Below are 14263 nucleotides of genomic sequence, written 5' to 3'. Positions count from 1 at the left end.
CTGCCCCCGCTACCACGTAAGCCCTGGTCACCGACATATCGGCGACCAGGGCTTTGGTCTTTCCCAAGATCATGACCGCACGATGACCGCAGGACCAACCCTCATCCCTCGGCACAACTGAGCACGTGATGAGACGGTCGTAGATCTTTTTTCTGCCCGTGCTGAGCTAGCTAGTGATCACTCAGTTTGGTGAGCATCAGATGCGAGCCTAGGGAGCCCGGCCTAGCGAAAGCGGCTTGGCCCGATGCACGCCATTGATCTTGGATGGCGGAGTCGGTGACGCTTTCGAGGAACGTATTTCGCCCATCACCGTCTTCCGGCGCCATTGGCACGGTGACTGCAGCAGATAGCCGACTGCTGGGCTGATGCCTGATGCCCTGAACAGCAGTCGGCGCGCCATGCGTCGATCTGCACCCGGGAAAGGTCCCGCATGACCGAGACCGCCAGCGTTCCTGACCGGCTCAACCCTCACGCACGTCGGGAGGACACGGCGTATAGGGCGGTGGAGCGCATGGCAATGCCTCAACCCCCCCCACGCATGTGGGGAGAACGAGGGGTGGAGAGCGAGCAGTGGACGTCGTTTGGCTTACCTCCACGCATAGGGCACGACCGTCCAGCGCGATGCTCTTGAGCGCCTGCTGAAGGCTCACCCCCACGCATGTGGGGAGGACCGCTGCTCGACGTTGGCCTTGTTGGCTTTGTAGGTGAGATTCGGAGCCGAATGTCAGTCAGTGGCTCTGGTCGTGGTTGAGGTGCCGGGGGCTGTGTAGGTGAATTCGAGAGCCACTGACACCCTCGCGGTGAGAGTATCGAAGCCGCTACTCCGCGTGAGGAGGCGCCGGTGTCGCGGTCGATGTCCAAAGTCGGGCTGTTCGCCGCAGTCCGCCGCGATGCGCGAGCGGGCCTGTCAGGGCGACAGATCGCACTCAAGTACCGGATCAGCCGCAACACGGTGGCCAAAGCACTGGAGCAGGCCTGGCCCGAACCGAGGAAGCAGATGGAACCTCGGACGAGCCGACTGGATACCTTCAAACCCGTCATCGACGAGATGCTCCGCGCGGATCTGGACGCGCCCCGCAAGCAGCGGCACACGGCAAAGCGGATCTTCGCCCGATTGCTGGACGAGCATCAAGCAGCGGAGGTCTCATATCAGATGGTCCGCGCCTACGTCGCCCGGCGGCGAGGCGAGATCAAGATCGAAGCCGGTCGGGGACCGCCCCAGGCGTTCGTTCCGCAATCGCATCGGCCGGGAGTGGAGGCGGAGGTCGATTTCGGGGACGTCACGGTCCGGATCGCCGGCGAGCAGGTGAAGTGCTTCCTGTTCGCATTCCGCATGTCGTACTCGGGCAAAGCTGTCCATCGCATCTTCGCCACCGGCGGGCAGGAGGCGTTCTTCGAGGGACACGTCCACGCTTTCGGGGTGCTGGGCGGGCTGCCGACCGGCAAGGTCCGCTACGACAACCTGAAGGCCGCGGTCGCCCAAGTGCTCGGCTTCTCCCGGGCCCGCAAAGAGACCGAACGCTGGACCGCCTTCCGCTCTCACTACGGCCTGGAGCCCTTCTACTGCCAGCCCGGTGTGACCGGCGCCCACGAGAAGGGCGGCGTGGAAGGCGACATCGGATGGTTCCGCCGCAACCACCTGGTCCCCGTCCCCGAAGCAGCCTCCCTCGCCGAACTGAACGAGATGATCGACCTTTGGGACCTGCAGGACCAGGCCCGCCGGATCGGTTCGCGGGCCCACACGATCGGCGAGTACTTCGCCACCGAACAGCCGCTGCTGCGGCCGGTCCCGCAGGAGCCGTTCGAGACCGGGCTGCTGCTGCCCGTCCGGGTCGACCGCTACAGCCAGATCACCGTGCGCACCAACCGCTACTCGGTTCCGGCCCGGCTGATCGGCCGCCCGCTGCGGGTGATGCTGCACGCCTCAGAACTGATCGTCTACGACGGCTCCGAGAGCGTCGCCCGGCACGAGCGGCTGTTCGCCAAAGCCAGTTGCCGCCTGGAACTGGACCACTACCTGGAGGTCCTGATCCGAAAACCCGGAGCGCTGCCCGGCGCGACCGCGCTGGAACAGGCGCGGGCCGCGGGCAAGTTCACTCCCGTCCACGACACCTGGTGGGCGGCCGCCTGCAAAGCCCACGGCGACCGTGACGGCACCCGGGCGCTGATCGAGGTCCTGCTGCTGGCACGCCATATCCCCACCGAATACCTCGTCGCCGGCCTGGCCGCCGCATTGCGGGCCGGGGCGCTCACCGCCGACGCCGTCGCCCTGGAAGCGCGCAAGGCCGCTGAAGACGACAGACCGCTACCCGTTTCGCCTGCCGAAAGCGCCCATGACGGCACCTCGCCTGTGACGTTCCTGACCCAGCGGCGCCTGGCTCAGCTTCCCCGCGACACCAGACCGCTGCCCTCGGTCGCGGTCTATGACCAGCTGCTCAAACACGCTCGACCGGCCGGCGAGCGTCCTGCCCAGGGAGGAAACACATGACCGTCCCTCGCCACCGCGGGATGACCGAGCAGGCTGCTCAGGCCTCCATCGACCAGGCCTGCAGGATGCTGCGCCTGCCCACAGTCCGCAACACCTTCCCCGACCTAGCCGAGGCCGCCACCCGCGACCAGATGTCCTACCTGGGCTTCCTCGCCGAACTTCTGCTGGCCGAATGCGACGATCGGGACCGTCGCCGCAGCGAGCGCCGGATCAAGGCCGCTCAGTTCCCGCGCGACAAATCCCTTCGCGCCTTCGATTTCGACGCCAACCCCCACCTCGCCGCCGCCGTCATCCATACCTTCGCCTCCTGCGAGTGGGTCAAGAAGGGGCAGCCGCTCTGCCTCATCGGCGACTCGGGAACCGGCAAATCCCATCTGCTCATCGCGCTGGGCACCGAAGCGGCGATGAAGGGCTACCGCGTTCGATACACCCTGGTCACCAAACTCGTGAACGAACTCGTCGAGGCCGCCGGCGACAGAGTGCTGGCCAAGACCGTCGCCCGCTATGGACGCGTCGACCTGCTCTGCATCGACGAACTCGGCTACATGGAACTTGACCGGCGCGGCGCCGAACTCCTCTTCCAGGTACTCACCGAACGCGAGGAAACCAACAGCGTCGCGATCGCCTCCAACGAATCCTTCTCCGGCTGGACCAAGACCTTCACCGATCCGCGTCTTTGCGCTGCGATCGTCGACCGGCTTACCTTCGCCGGCAACATCATCGAGACCGGCAGCGACTCCTACCGCCTTGCCCAGACCAAAGCCCGCGCCGAACACCAGGCCGGTTGACCGGCCCCTGGCACGGTCGACTCAGCGCCACCATACTGTTGTCAGTTGCTCGCGCGGACGGAGGCGTCATGCTGAGGAAGCTGAGGAAGACCGTCCTTCACCAACCCCTGGAGCGCCTCCTGACCGCTCGTGCCCGGCAGGTGCTGGACCTGGCTGAGCAGGAAGCACGGGCTCAGGGACATGACCGCGTTACCGGCGATCATCTGTTGGCGGGCCTGGCCCGCCTGGATGAGGGCGTGGCCGTCAGAACGCTCGACAGCCTCGGCGTCGACCTCGGCGGCACCCGCAGCCGAGCGATGAGCGCAGACCTCATCCGCCTTACGGAAGTGGCCCGCCATGAGGCGGCCGGGCTCGGGCACCGCTATGTCGGCACCGAGCATCTCCTGCTCGGTCTCCTACATGAGGTTGGAACAGAGGCCCTGGGCCTCGGCCTGCAGCAAGCCCGCGATCAGATCATCAGGGTCCTCCACGGCGACGCTCTCTGAACTCACTTCAGGTGATTGACGCCTCGCGGGATCCCTGCCTTCTGACGGCACCGGAACTCCGGCTGGTCACTCGCTGCAACACCCGACCGGCGCTCCCGGCAGGTCATGATGGCTCCCGAAGCGATCAACATTTTGAGCCCATTGATCAATGTCTGGCTCTCGATCCAACCAACACCCGGCTCTCGTTTACACCTTCATAGCCACCTTGTCTTCGACGTACGGCTCACCCCCATGTGGGGAGGACGCCTCCTGATAGTCCCGAGGGAGAACTATGCCCGGCTCACCCCCACGCATGTGGGGAGGACCGACGGATGGCCGAGGCCAACATCGAGGCCATCGGCTCACCCCCACGCATGTGGGGAGGACACGGGAGGCCCGCGGGATCAACGCCACGGCCGCGGCTCACCCCCCACGCATGTGGGGAGGACGTCGATCCCGGCCTGGACGGTGGGGTCGGGGTCGGCTCACCCCCACGCATGTAGGGAGGACTTGTTGTAGAGATCCCGCATCTGTCCACACTCCGGCTCACCCCCACGCATGTGGGGAGGACTAGCGGATGCACGCAGCGATGCGTCACGTCAGAGGCTCACCCCCACGCATGTGGGGAGGACGTAGGCTTCATCCGCAAAAATGATCCTGTCCCCGGCTCACCCCCACGCATGTGGGGAGGACCGCACGTCCCCGCCCCTCAGCCGCCGACCACTCGGCTCACCCCCACGCATGTGGGGAGGACGGGGAGTCCTCGAACACCAGGCAGTCGCCTGGCTGGCTCACCCCCACGCATGTGGGGAGGACCCTTCGTGAGCTGGGTCGATATCGGTGACCTGGGGCGATGCTCCTGTCGGCATTTGGCGGTGTTTGCCAAGGCGGGTCGGTCAATCTGGGGGAGGGGTGTGCGAGGCTTTGACAGTGGCTTGGTGAGAAAAGTGGACAGTTGTGCGCCATCAGGTACTCTATTGGCCCTTCGGCAGCCCGTCCGAACTCTTCAACTGTCTGCCGGCGGCCAAGAGGGAATTGCAGCGGTAGATCGTCACTGTGCCTCAGATTTGAGCTCGTGACTTCATCGGCTTATGTCCGGCGAGGACGTCTCTTGAGGCCGCTGGAGAACTCACGGTGTCTTGGGCACGCTACTTTGACCCACGCCGCCCAAAGGGCAATCACAGGCGCTGCCCTGCCAGTCCTCTCACATAGCGCGCCAACCCGGCGAGGCGAGACTAACTGGCTTGTTTGGCTTGGTCCCGGTCATGGCCAGCCGTGCAGGCCAATTCCCACCCCGCCCCGGTAGTGCGCCAGGCCCGCAGCGGCGTACGGCACAGTGTTGCCCGGTAGGACATCCATCGGCACCCAGGAGATCTTGGCGCACTTGTCCGGCTCGGCGTTGTACGGTTCGCCCTCCCACACCGTGGTGGCGAAGAAGAACCCGACGCGCGGCCTGCCCTCAGGTGACAGGTGGTGGATGACGCTCGCCGGTTGCAGCGCGGCGGGTTTGATGGTGACGCCGACCTCCTCGCGCACCTCCCGTACGGCGCAGTCGACGACGGTCTCGCCGTCGTCGAGGTGGCCGGACGGGAGGCAGTACTGCCCGGAGGCGTAGCCGCCCTGGCGCAGGCACAGCAGCACGTCGCGGTCGCGGCGGAGGATGATGTGGACGTCGACGGTGACCTGCTGGCGCATTTCCGATGGGAGCCCTTTCGCGAGGCGGCGGCTAATGGTGCGACAGTAGTTCACCGATGAGTTCGGCGAGGTCTGAAGCGGCCTGCCGGGGGATATGTCGCCGGTGTCCACGCGGTGCAGCGGGGCCGCCGCGGCAGTGCCCAGGTTCCCGAAGGCAGCGCCGACCTTGCCGCCGACCACCGCGTCACCTGGCACAGCCAGGGCGGCAAGCAGTTGTACACCGGCATCGACTTGGACCGTCCCATCACCGGCAGTCCCCTCAATGACACCGACGACTTCCAAAAACTCGGCCACGGCGCCACGTATTTGGACTGGGACCTCCCGCGCGTGGTCGTCACCGCCCTGATGGCCGCCCCGCGTGAGAAGGTGCTCGACATCGGAGGCTTCGACCCGGTGTTCGGGCACGTCGGCTGGGGCATGGAGGACACCCATCTCGGTGCCGCTCTCATCGCCGCCGGCTGCTTCGTCGTCCCCGTGCGCCAGTGCGTCGGCTTCCACCTCGATCCTCCGGATGCCGACGCCCAGTGGCAGACCAAGCTCGCCAGTTGGCCGAGCACCCTCGCCTACTACCGGCGGCTGCTCAACGCTCCGGCCCCGCACGGCCGCGCAACTGCCTTCCGCGAAGCCGCCGAGCAACTGCTTGGCGATTCCGAGGTGATCAGCCGATGACAGTACGGGTCTTCGCTGCGGCCACCCTGGGTCAGATACCCCTGGTGTACGACCCGGCCACGGAACTCACGCACATGCCGGGCCGGAACGTGCCCGCTGGGCGGGTCATGCTGGACGACGAGGAGGTGGCTGGGTGGCACACCATTGCCCAGCGGCAAGTGAACACACGTATCCCCTTCAACCTCTGCTGGTCGCCGCTGGTGCGCTGCAACCTGCACTGTCCGCAGTGCTTAGACGATAAGACGCTCTCTGAGAGCGGCGCCACCGAGCGCGAGCGGATCGCCGACGTCCTCGCCACAAGTGACGTCCTAGGCCATGACATATCCGGTGGCGAGCCGCTGCTGCTGCAGTCCTTGCCGCAGCTACTGAAGGTGCTGTCCAGTCATCGGGCCGCAGTCAGCTGCACGACCAATGGCTGGCACCTTGAGCGCCGAGCGGAGGAGCTCGCCCCGGTTCTGGATGCGATACGAGTCAGCTTCGACGGCCCTGACGCCGCCTCGCACGACCACTGGCGAGGTACCGGCAGCTTCAAGCGAGCCGTGGCCGGCGTCCGCGCCGCCGTGACCCATGGTGTCCCGGTGCAGCTGCACACGGTCTTGATGCAGTCCACCGCCCACCGTGCACAGTCGGTCGCCGACCTAGCCGCCGATCTTGGCGCCGTCGGCGTCACCTTCCTTCAGATGCTGCCAATCGGGGACGGCGCCGGCCTCGCCGCCTCCGAGCTGGTCGAGGATGCCGACGCACTGCGCATCGTGAGGTCCGTCCAGCCGCCTCACGGACTCCGCGTCCGGCTACGGACCCGGGAACTCGCCGAAGGGTTCACGGTGATCCGAGCTGATGGGCAGGTGTACCACAACGTGCGCGGCGCCACGGGCATCCATGCCATACGCCCGCTGGTGACCGCTGCCGATCTCCACCTCCCCCTTCCCGAGGGTGCCGGGCGATGACTCGGACCACGCCGGCACAACGGATCTTTCGGCACCGCACCGCCTACCTGCTGACTCCGCAGGCGTACGAGACGGCGCTGACGCTCCTGGCCGACGCCGCCATCGCGGCCGGCCCGATCGCCATGGTGATCGGCATCGCAGGTGGTGGAAAGCGGCCCGCAAAGGAGTTCGCCACGCGGCTGGGAGTACCCGTGTGCCATGTCGAGGCCAGACACAACACCTCTGATGCTCTGTATGCGCAGGCCACCGGCACGGTTACGGTCACCGTCTCGGACGGTTTTCCGGCCACGCTGGGCGGGCGAGTTCTCCTGGTCGATGACATCTGCGGCACTGGGGCCACCTTTGCCGCCGTCGCCGAGGTACTCGCTCCACGCCTGGCACCGGATGCCCGTGTGGACACCGTCGCCTTGTGCCGCAACGTGGGCAGCCTTCTGCGCCCCACCTGGTGGGCCTAGGACGTAGACGACTGGGTCGTCTTCCCGTGGGAGCCCCACCCGGTTACCGCCACGCAGCCGCTGTCCGTGGCCGAGACGATCCACACGCCATGACCGATACCCGTGCGACCGCTCGCGGCATCGTCTTCGTCCTCGCTCCTTGGCAGATGGACGCGCCCGCCGGGATCGAACGTGCCACTGCCGCGCTCGCCTGCGGCCTGGCCGCAGTGGGCCACCGCATCGCCATTGCCACCGCAATACCGCACGAGATGGGGAGCGGGCTCGACGGCGTCGCCATCGAGCACCTCAACCTTTCCGTCGCCTTTCCGTGCTCGGACGAGAGGCTGCGCCAAGCCCTCCTCGATCGCGAGGACGAACTCCAAACCCGCCTCTGGGAGATCATCGGCCGCCATCAGGCCGACACAGTCGTCTTCACCGACGCTCTGTGGGGGCTGGGGCGACTGGCCATCGACCTGCCCGACGGCGTGTGCCGGGTGCTCATGGCACACGTGCTGCCCAACGCGGAAGACGCGCCCGCGGCGCTCTCCCGCGCGGACAGGGTGATTATCCCCTCGCCGGTTGTGTGTGCCGAGGCTGAGTCTGCCGGCTTGCCGACCGGCGGGTGGCGCCTGGTACCCAACGCGCTCCTCCACCCGCCGACCGCACCGCCGGAGGACGATCACGTGGAACGGCGCCGGTCCGGGCCGGTACGGGTGCTGGCCCGGCTCGGGCATGAGAAGGGCCTTGTGCCGCTGCTGACGGCCGCCGCCGACTGGACACGGGAGTTGGAGGTTGTGGTCGCGTCGGCGAGTTTCGAGGCGGCCGAGGGCTCCCAAGCCCGGCTCCTGACGGAATGCCGCGCCCTCGTGGACGCTGCGGCGCACATCACCCTGTCCGAAGGGCGCCTGACCTGGAGTGAGGTACCCGCCTGGTTGGCAGGAGCCGCCGCCGTAATCGTTCCATCCTTGCGGGAAACGTTCGGCCTGGTTGCCTTGGAGGCTATGAGCGTGGGGGTGCCCGTGGTCAGCTACCCGATCGGTAACCTGCCCGCTCTTCTGGAACACCCGTACGCATCGAGTGGTTAATGGGCAATCCCCGTTCGGGCCCCAACACGCTGCTCGCATGTGTCGATACGCTCCTCGCCGATCCGGTAGCCTACGGGCGAGCTTCAAAGGCCATGTACCACCTGGCTCAGGACTACAGGCCCGACCGAATCGCCCTGCAATTCATTAAGGCGGTGTCGTGATGGGTGCTGTAGCCCCGTCTCAATCCTCGGCAGCCCCGCTGTTCCTCGTCGACGGCTTCAACGTGCTGTGGCGCGGGCACTTCGGATTCCCGGCCCCAATCTTCTCCCGCGACAAGCAGCAGAACCTGACCGGTCTGTTCGCGTTCTTCGCCCTGCTGCGGGTGACCCTCCGCGACGATCTTGACACTGCGCCGGCCGAGGTGTGCGTCGTCCTGGACGGGGAGCACGGCAGCGGCGGGCGCAAGGACGCCGACGCAGACTACAAGGCCAACCGGGAGTCCACACCGGAGGCCCTTGCACCGTTGCAGTTCCTGGCACCGATGAAGGAGGCCCTCGACGGCTACGGCATCGCTTGGGTGGAGATCGATGACGCCGAGGCCGACGACGTCGTCGCCACCCTTGTCCACCGCCACCTGGACCGCACGATCCGCATCATGAGCGCCGACCAGGACTACTACCAGCTCCTGGACGGTGAACGCGTACGGATCATTAACCGCTCCCGCAAGGCGTCCAAGCGGATCATCACCGACACCGAGGTCCACGAGCGCTACGGCGTCACCCCCGCCCAGTGGCCCGACTACCGCGCCCTGACCGGCGACAAGTCGGACAACCTGCCCGGCGTGAAGGGCGTCGGCGCCAGGACCGCCGCGGGACTGCTCGCCGGCGGCCTGACTCTCGATGACCTCCCGAGCTCTGGGCGGCTCGCGGGCACCAAGGGGGCCGCGATCACCCAGGCGTGGGACGACGTCCTGCGCTGGCGCGAGCTGAGCCGGATGCGCCGCGATGTGCCCGTCGCCTGGCAGGCCGCGGGGCATGCCAGCCGTTCCCTGCCCCGGCCGGCGGACGTCATCGAGAAGCTGGGGATGTGGTGAAGGTGCCGGGCTCCGTCTTAGCCGTCATGGCCCACCCCGATGATCTGGAGCTGTGGGCCGGCGGCACTCTTGCCCTGCACGCCCGCCACGCCCCGGTGACCGGTGTGGTCAAGACGCATGATGAGGTGCGGGATGCCGAGGCAGTTGCCGGTGCCAAGGTCCTCGGCATCGACCTCGAACTCCGGACCATCGTGGACGCCGCCACGGTCGACGAGCTGATACGTCGGTACCGGCCGGAGGTCCTCATCACTCACCCAGTCGACGACGTCCACCCCGACCACCGCTCGGTAGCCGCAGCTGTCCTGGCGGGCCGGCCTGAGGCGCACATCCACACCGGCTGCCCGCAACGGTTGTACACCTGCGACAGCTACAACTCCTTCACGCTGAGCGGACCGGTCAACGCGCCGGTGATCATCGATATCACGACCACGTTCGACCAGAAGATGCGTGGCCTTGCCGAACACCGGTCGCAGCCGATCGGGGACCACTTCGGCCCGATGGCGCAGAACCTGGCCGCGCTGTGGGGCAGCCGGATCGGCGCCGCCCGCGCCGAAGCCTTCACGCCCCTACCAATCCTCGGCCGACTGCCGGGTACCGCGCACCTTTGAACCGGGGTTGTTGCGTTCTCGACTGGTGAGACTGCTGCCCCCCTTGAGCCGGGTCGGCGCCAGCCCTGCGCGGGTCGAGTCTGAGCTGGTCGGCGGCGTGTTGGCCTGCCCTGGCTGGTGACGACCAGTCTGACCCCGAGCCTGCTCGCCGCGGTGACCGATCCCAATGGGCAGGCGCTGCGGGCTGAGTTCGAAGTCGAGCACGACCCCGCCGCCCCCGCAGGGCAGGGCAGCGGCCAGATCTGGACCGGTGGCGTCGAGAACGTCCCCTCCGGGAACCAGGCCAGTGTCGCCGTCGCGCCCGGTGAGTTGACCGACGGTTGGAAGGTGCGCTGGCGGGCTCGGGCGGTCAACGTCGCCACCACTGTGGGTTCGCCATGGTCTCAGTGGCACTCCCTGACCGTCGATCTGCCTGATCCGGTCTCCGAACCCGCTGTAGGAACGCTCCAGGTCACCCCGTCTCAGATGGTGGACGGGACGATCGTCACCGATACGCTCACCCCTGCCCTTGTGGCGCAGGTAAGCGACCCGGTCGGAGGAAGCCTCCGGGCTGAGTTCGAAGTCGAGCACGACCCCGCCGCCCCCGCAGAGCAGGGCACCGGTCAGATATGGGCTGGCGCCGCCGACGGAGTCGCTTCGGGAGCAGTGGCGAGCGTCACGGTGCCCGAGGGCAAACTGGGAGACGGATGGAAGCTGCGCTGGCGGGCTCGCGCCCTGTCTGCCATTGCGACCTCCGCCTGGTCCGACTGGCATTCGTTCACCTCCGACGCACCAGACCCCACCGTGACCAACTCCTCCATCACCCCCTCGGCGCTGATCGACGGTACGGCGACCACCACGCTCACACCGACCTTGCGGGCCGTGGTCACCCACCCCGGTGGTCACCCCCTGCGGGCCGAGTTCGAGATCGAGCACGACCCGTCCGCACCTCAGGGGCAAGGCAGCGGCCAGATCTGGACCGGCTCGGTGGACGACGTCGCCTCGGGGACCGTCGGCGAGATCGTCGTCCCCGCCGGCGAGTTGACCGACGGTTGGAAGGTCCGCTGGCGGACAAGGGCGGCGGCCATCGGTCAGGCGTCCGCCTGGTCGACGTGGCAGACGGTCACCGCCAAGACGACCCTCACGGGAATCGGGCCGTTCGCCCAGACAGCCGCTGCCGTTGTGCCCGACGGATCGGATTTCAGCGTCGCCGCATGGCTGCGTCTGAGCGACAAGGACGGCGCGTACACCATCATGGAGCAGCGGGGCACCAGTCAGGCGCCCTTCCGGCTCGGCAACGACCCCGAGCACGGACTGGTGTTCACCTTCACCAACGCCGATGCGCCGGGGGCGACGGTCGAGGGGGTGAGATCCGCTGTCGAGCCGCCGGTCGACGAGTGGTTCCACCTGGCCGCGACCTACACAAACGACTCACGCAATGCCAGTCTCTACCTCAACGGCAAGAGCATCGGCAGTGCGGTCCTCGGCTTCACCCCCTGGAACGCCTCCGGCAACATGACCCTGGGAACGGCGATGGCAGGCACCTTGGACGAGGTCTGGGTGTACGGCAGGGAACTTCTCTCCGATGAGGTCTTCGCCCTTATGGACGGGAGTTCCGCGACTCCAGTCGGCTTCGGCGCCGGGCCGTCGGCCAGGGCCGCTGCCCCTTCGTTCACCTACGACCGCATCAAGCCGGAGGACTGCAAGAAGGACTACGGTGCAGGAAAGCGGACCTACGGCCTGATGAAGAACAGGTTCAGCGGCTGCTTCCGTAGTTCGGCGGTGGTCTTCCAACCGGACGACGACGACCAGCCGCAGAACGACTACGACGCCAAGGCCGCGTGGTCGGCCGACTTCCTGTTCGTCGCTAAGACCTTCTCCGGGCGAAGGGGGTTGGACAGCGGGGCCACGACCCGCGACGTATGGTACGACGTTTACCTTTCATCCGAGTCGGCTTTCGCCGACCCGTACGACAGACTGGATGAGGTCGAGCTCACCGTGGGCATGGCCCCCGCCAGCGGCCAGACCGCCTGCAAGAATGTTACGAGCGGGGGCCAGAAGAACCACGTCTCCAAACGGGTGCGCGACTGGGATGCCCTTTACGATCCGTACGACCCGAAGTTGGCGCACGTTGCCACCTTCCGGTTCCGCGCAGACCCCGGCGACGCGCCGGCGACGCGCAAGAACCGCGCCAAGGAAACCGTCGCGAACGCAGAGAAAATCTCCGAGTGCATTTTCGGTCAGTATGCGAAGATCACCTACCAGGAGGATGGGGAAAGGGTAAGGTGGACATACGGTGCGACTGACCAGAATGCTGTGGTCAGATGCGACAGTGCCGACTCCAAGATAACCCGTACCACCGGCGGCTGCATTCTCCCGGTGACGCCCTCCATCCAGTGGCGGATGGGCGCACAATACGATGAAGCCTATATTCACTATTGGAAGGCCTGCTACGACAAGGCAGACACATTCCCGAAGAACCCGAACAAGAAAATTCCGGGTTGCGCGGTCAACGGCACCGGCCGACCGTCAAAGGACCTCTACCTGTGGCGTGTGGGAGAGCCGCGGCAAGATAACAGCCGAGGACGCTCGGGCACGAGATGCCATAGCCTGTGGCCTAACTACGGAATAAACAGCCAAGACTGCGACGAGTACCCGTTCGCATCCGCAGGAAACCGGACGGTCGACGGCGACCAAGACGGAGACCTGTCTGTCTGTGCCATGCCGAAGCCACCCAACAGCACTGCGGGAAACCTGCTGCGGCGCCTCTTCAACAACGATCGGATCCTACTCGAAGACGTTTTCTTCAACAGATTCTCCGGTGAACCCGACCCGCTTCCGTCAATGGAAAACAACTGCTGGCCGGGGCACATCAACAAGGCCTCCCGCTACTACACAGGACACTGAAGTCGCCTCCTGACCGTTTGCCGCCCTGGAGCCCTATCGTTTCAGTGCGGCAAACGGAGCGCTCTTTCCACAACCGATTGGCTCGTGCACATGAACCTCCGCGACACCGTCGCCTACTACGAAGAGCTCATCCGCGGAACGTCGCCTTTCGGGGCGGCGTTGGCCTGGACGGTGATCCTCCCGCTGGGGCAACCGGTCTCCTTCCCCGAGGCCGCGTCGCGGCTGATCGGCGGCGGACATCCCGTGCTGGTGGAGTCCGACGAGGAGTTCGACGAAGCGGCCCACTCCATGGACTTCATCGCCGCATACCTGGGGCAGGCGGGTCCTGCGACCATGCTGGTCGAGCCCAGCGGGTTCAGCTACGCGGGCAGAGAGCAGGTCATGGCCTGGCTCAGCCACAACGCGCAGGTGTGGCACGTGTCGTGGAACGTGACCAGCAGGCGGGACCTGGACTATGCGGCCCACGGGCAATGGCTTGCCAGGCTTCCCGAGTTCCACCACGAGATGCTGCACGGCACCGACCCGGGCGCGCTGGCGGAAGAGGCGGCGCTGCTGAGGGAGGCCGCCGAGGCTCCCTGGCCGCGTCAGAGGGCGACGGCGATGGCGATCGTCGAGATGCGAACCGGTGCGCGCCTGCCGGAGGACTGGTTCGACCGGCCCCGTCAGGTAGCGGTGGTCGATCAGCCGATCACCGAGCAGGACCCGCCGATCGGCCTGTGGCATCACGAGCCGGATCTCGACGCGAGGCTGCGATCGGCGCCTGAGGAGACTCGGCGGGCGGTCCTGCTCCGATTGGCCGGTTCTCTCGTCGAGCGTTTCGATCTCGGCGCGACGCCTCTCGGACACGCCGTCCGAACGGCGCATGAGGGCATGCCGCTCGACGCGGAGCTGTGGGAGGACATGCGATATGCGTGGGAGCGGCTCGGCGAGCGTTGGGCCGTGCGGCTCGCGGCCCCTCGAGAAGAGTATGAGCACACATGGCCGCGTTGGGTGGCGGCCAACGGCGTGCGCCACAGCCTGCGCTCGCTCGGCGAGGGCGCGAACTGGTTCGACGGTGTGACCTACGCGAGATTCGCGCTGGGCGATGAATGGCCGTCCGTCAAGAGGTGGATCCGCGAGATGATCTGCTCCGGAAGCCCCTTGCAAGCCTGAAAGACATCCCAGGA

At 66.7% G+C, this 14263-nt stretch carries 12 protein-coding genes and 1 CRISPR repeat array; of the genes, 11 read left to right on the top strand and 1 reads right to left on the bottom strand.

The window, feature by feature from the left end; genetic code table 11:
- The first annotated feature begins 853 nt into the window (after positions 1-853).
- The 3 genes from istA to Ssi02_RS38065 all read left to right on the top strand — a co-directional run bounded on the left by istA (position 854) and on the right by Ssi02_RS38065 (position 3761).
- The gene (istA, locus tag Ssi02_RS38075; protein WP_204034117.1) at positions 854-2488 is read left to right on the top strand and encodes an IS21 family transposase; all 1635 of its coding nucleotides are present in this window, start codon (positions 854-856) and stop codon (positions 2486-2488) included.
- Entirely contained in the window at positions 2485-3276 is a 792-nt protein-coding gene (gene istB / locus Ssi02_RS38070) for an IS21-like element helper ATPase IstB (RefSeq protein ID WP_204034079.1), read from the top strand. The genes istA and istB overlap by 4 nt, the downstream gene beginning before the upstream one ends.
- A gap of 68 nt (positions 3277-3344) precedes the next feature.
- Complete coding sequence (locus Ssi02_RS38065; RefSeq protein ID WP_204034069.1) at positions 3345-3761, top strand: Clp protease N-terminal domain-containing protein; 417 nt, start codon at positions 3345-3347, stop codon at positions 3759-3761.
- Between the two features lie 277 nt (positions 3762-4038).
- Positions 4039-4556: direct repeats of the CRISPR family, unit length 28 nt; unit sequence GGCTCACCCCCACGCATGTGGGGAGGAC.
- A gap of 447 nt (positions 4557-5003) precedes the next feature.
- On the opposite strand, the gene Ssi02_RS38060 is transcribed toward Ssi02_RS38065, so the two are convergent.
- Positions 5004-5435 carry an NUDIX hydrolase gene (locus tag Ssi02_RS38060; protein ID WP_204034067.1) on the bottom strand — a complete coding sequence of 144 codons (432 nt, stop codon included), beginning with the start codon at positions 5433-5435 and terminating at the stop codon, positions 5004-5006.
- Positions 5436-5549: 114 nt separating this feature from the next.
- Here Ssi02_RS38060 and Ssi02_RS38055 point away from each other — a divergent pair, with 114 nt between their 5' ends.
- From Ssi02_RS38055 to Ssi02_RS38020, 8 genes are all read left to right on the top strand, one after another.
- On the top strand, positions 5550-6104 hold the full coding sequence (locus tag Ssi02_RS38055; protein ID WP_204034065.1) for a glycosyltransferase family 2 protein: 555 nt from the start codon (positions 5550-5552) through the stop codon (positions 6102-6104).
- The gene (locus Ssi02_RS38050) at positions 6101-7051 is read left to right on the top strand and encodes a radical SAM protein (protein ID WP_204034063.1); all 951 of its coding nucleotides are present in this window, start codon (positions 6101-6103) and stop codon (positions 7049-7051) included. Before Ssi02_RS38055 ends, Ssi02_RS38050 begins: the two co-directional genes overlap by 4 nt.
- Positions 7048-7506 (top strand): phosphoribosyltransferase family protein, encoded by a 459-nt coding sequence (locus Ssi02_RS38045; RefSeq protein WP_204034057.1) that lies wholly within the window; start codon positions 7048-7050, stop codon positions 7504-7506. Before Ssi02_RS38050 ends, Ssi02_RS38045 begins: the two co-directional genes overlap by 4 nt.
- An 89-nt stretch (positions 7507-7595) precedes the next feature.
- The gene (locus Ssi02_RS38040) at positions 7596-8570 is read left to right on the top strand and encodes a glycosyltransferase family 4 protein (RefSeq protein WP_204034052.1); all 975 of its coding nucleotides are present in this window, start codon (positions 7596-7598) and stop codon (positions 8568-8570) included.
- 160 nt (positions 8571-8730) lie between these two features.
- Entirely contained in the window at positions 8731-9603 is an 873-nt protein-coding gene (locus Ssi02_RS38035) for a 5'-3' exonuclease (protein ID WP_204034047.1), read from the top strand.
- Positions 9597-10211, top strand: coding sequence for a PIG-L deacetylase family protein (locus Ssi02_RS38030; RefSeq protein WP_239130415.1), 615 nt, complete (start codon positions 9597-9599; stop codon positions 10209-10211). Before Ssi02_RS38035 ends, Ssi02_RS38030 begins: the two co-directional genes overlap by 7 nt.
- A 117-nt stretch (positions 10212-10328) precedes the next feature.
- Positions 10329-13097, top strand: a complete 2769-nt coding sequence (locus tag Ssi02_RS38025; RefSeq protein WP_204034041.1) for a LamG-like jellyroll fold domain-containing protein — start codon at positions 10329-10331, stop codon at positions 13095-13097.
- 84 nt (positions 13098-13181) lie between these two features.
- The gene (locus Ssi02_RS38020) at positions 13182-14249 is read left to right on the top strand and encodes a hypothetical protein (RefSeq protein ID WP_204034030.1); all 1068 of its coding nucleotides are present in this window, start codon (positions 13182-13184) and stop codon (positions 14247-14249) included.
- Positions 14250-14263 lie beyond the last annotated feature (14 nt).

The organism is Sinosporangium siamense, from assembly GCF_016863435.1.
Lineage (GTDB): Bacteria > Actinomycetota > Actinomycetes > Streptosporangiales > Streptosporangiaceae > Sinosporangium > Sinosporangium siamense.
This window is presented reverse-complemented; position numbering and strand designations above follow the sequence as displayed.

What these genes read in the sequence shown, in the direction of transcription:
- istA (WP_204034117.1), top strand. Translation starts at nt 854, where the DNA reads ATGTCCAAAGTCGGGCTGTTCGCCGCAGTCCGCCGCGATGCGCGAGCG.
- istB (WP_204034079.1), top strand. Translation starts at nt 2,485, where the DNA reads ATGACCGTCCCTCGCCACCGCGGGATGACCGAGCAGGCTGCTCAGGCC.
- Ssi02_RS38065 (WP_204034069.1), top strand. Translation starts at nt 3,345, where the DNA reads ATGCTGAGGAAGCTGAGGAAGACCGTCCTTCACCAACCCCTGGAGCGC.
- Ssi02_RS38060 (WP_204034067.1), bottom strand. Translation starts at nt 5,435, where the DNA reads ATGCGCCAGCAGGTCACCGTCGACGTCCACATCATCCTCCGCCGCGAC.
- Ssi02_RS38050 (WP_204034063.1), top strand. Translation starts at nt 6,101, where the DNA reads ATGACAGTACGGGTCTTCGCTGCGGCCACCCTGGGTCAGATACCCCTG.
- Ssi02_RS38045 (WP_204034057.1), top strand. Translation starts at nt 7,048, where the DNA reads ATGACTCGGACCACGCCGGCACAACGGATCTTTCGGCACCGCACCGCC.
- Ssi02_RS38040 (WP_204034052.1), top strand. Translation starts at nt 7,596, where the DNA reads ATGACCGATACCCGTGCGACCGCTCGCGGCATCGTCTTCGTCCTCGCT.
- Ssi02_RS38035 (WP_204034047.1), top strand. Translation starts at nt 8,731, where the DNA reads ATGGGTGCTGTAGCCCCGTCTCAATCCTCGGCAGCCCCGCTGTTCCTC.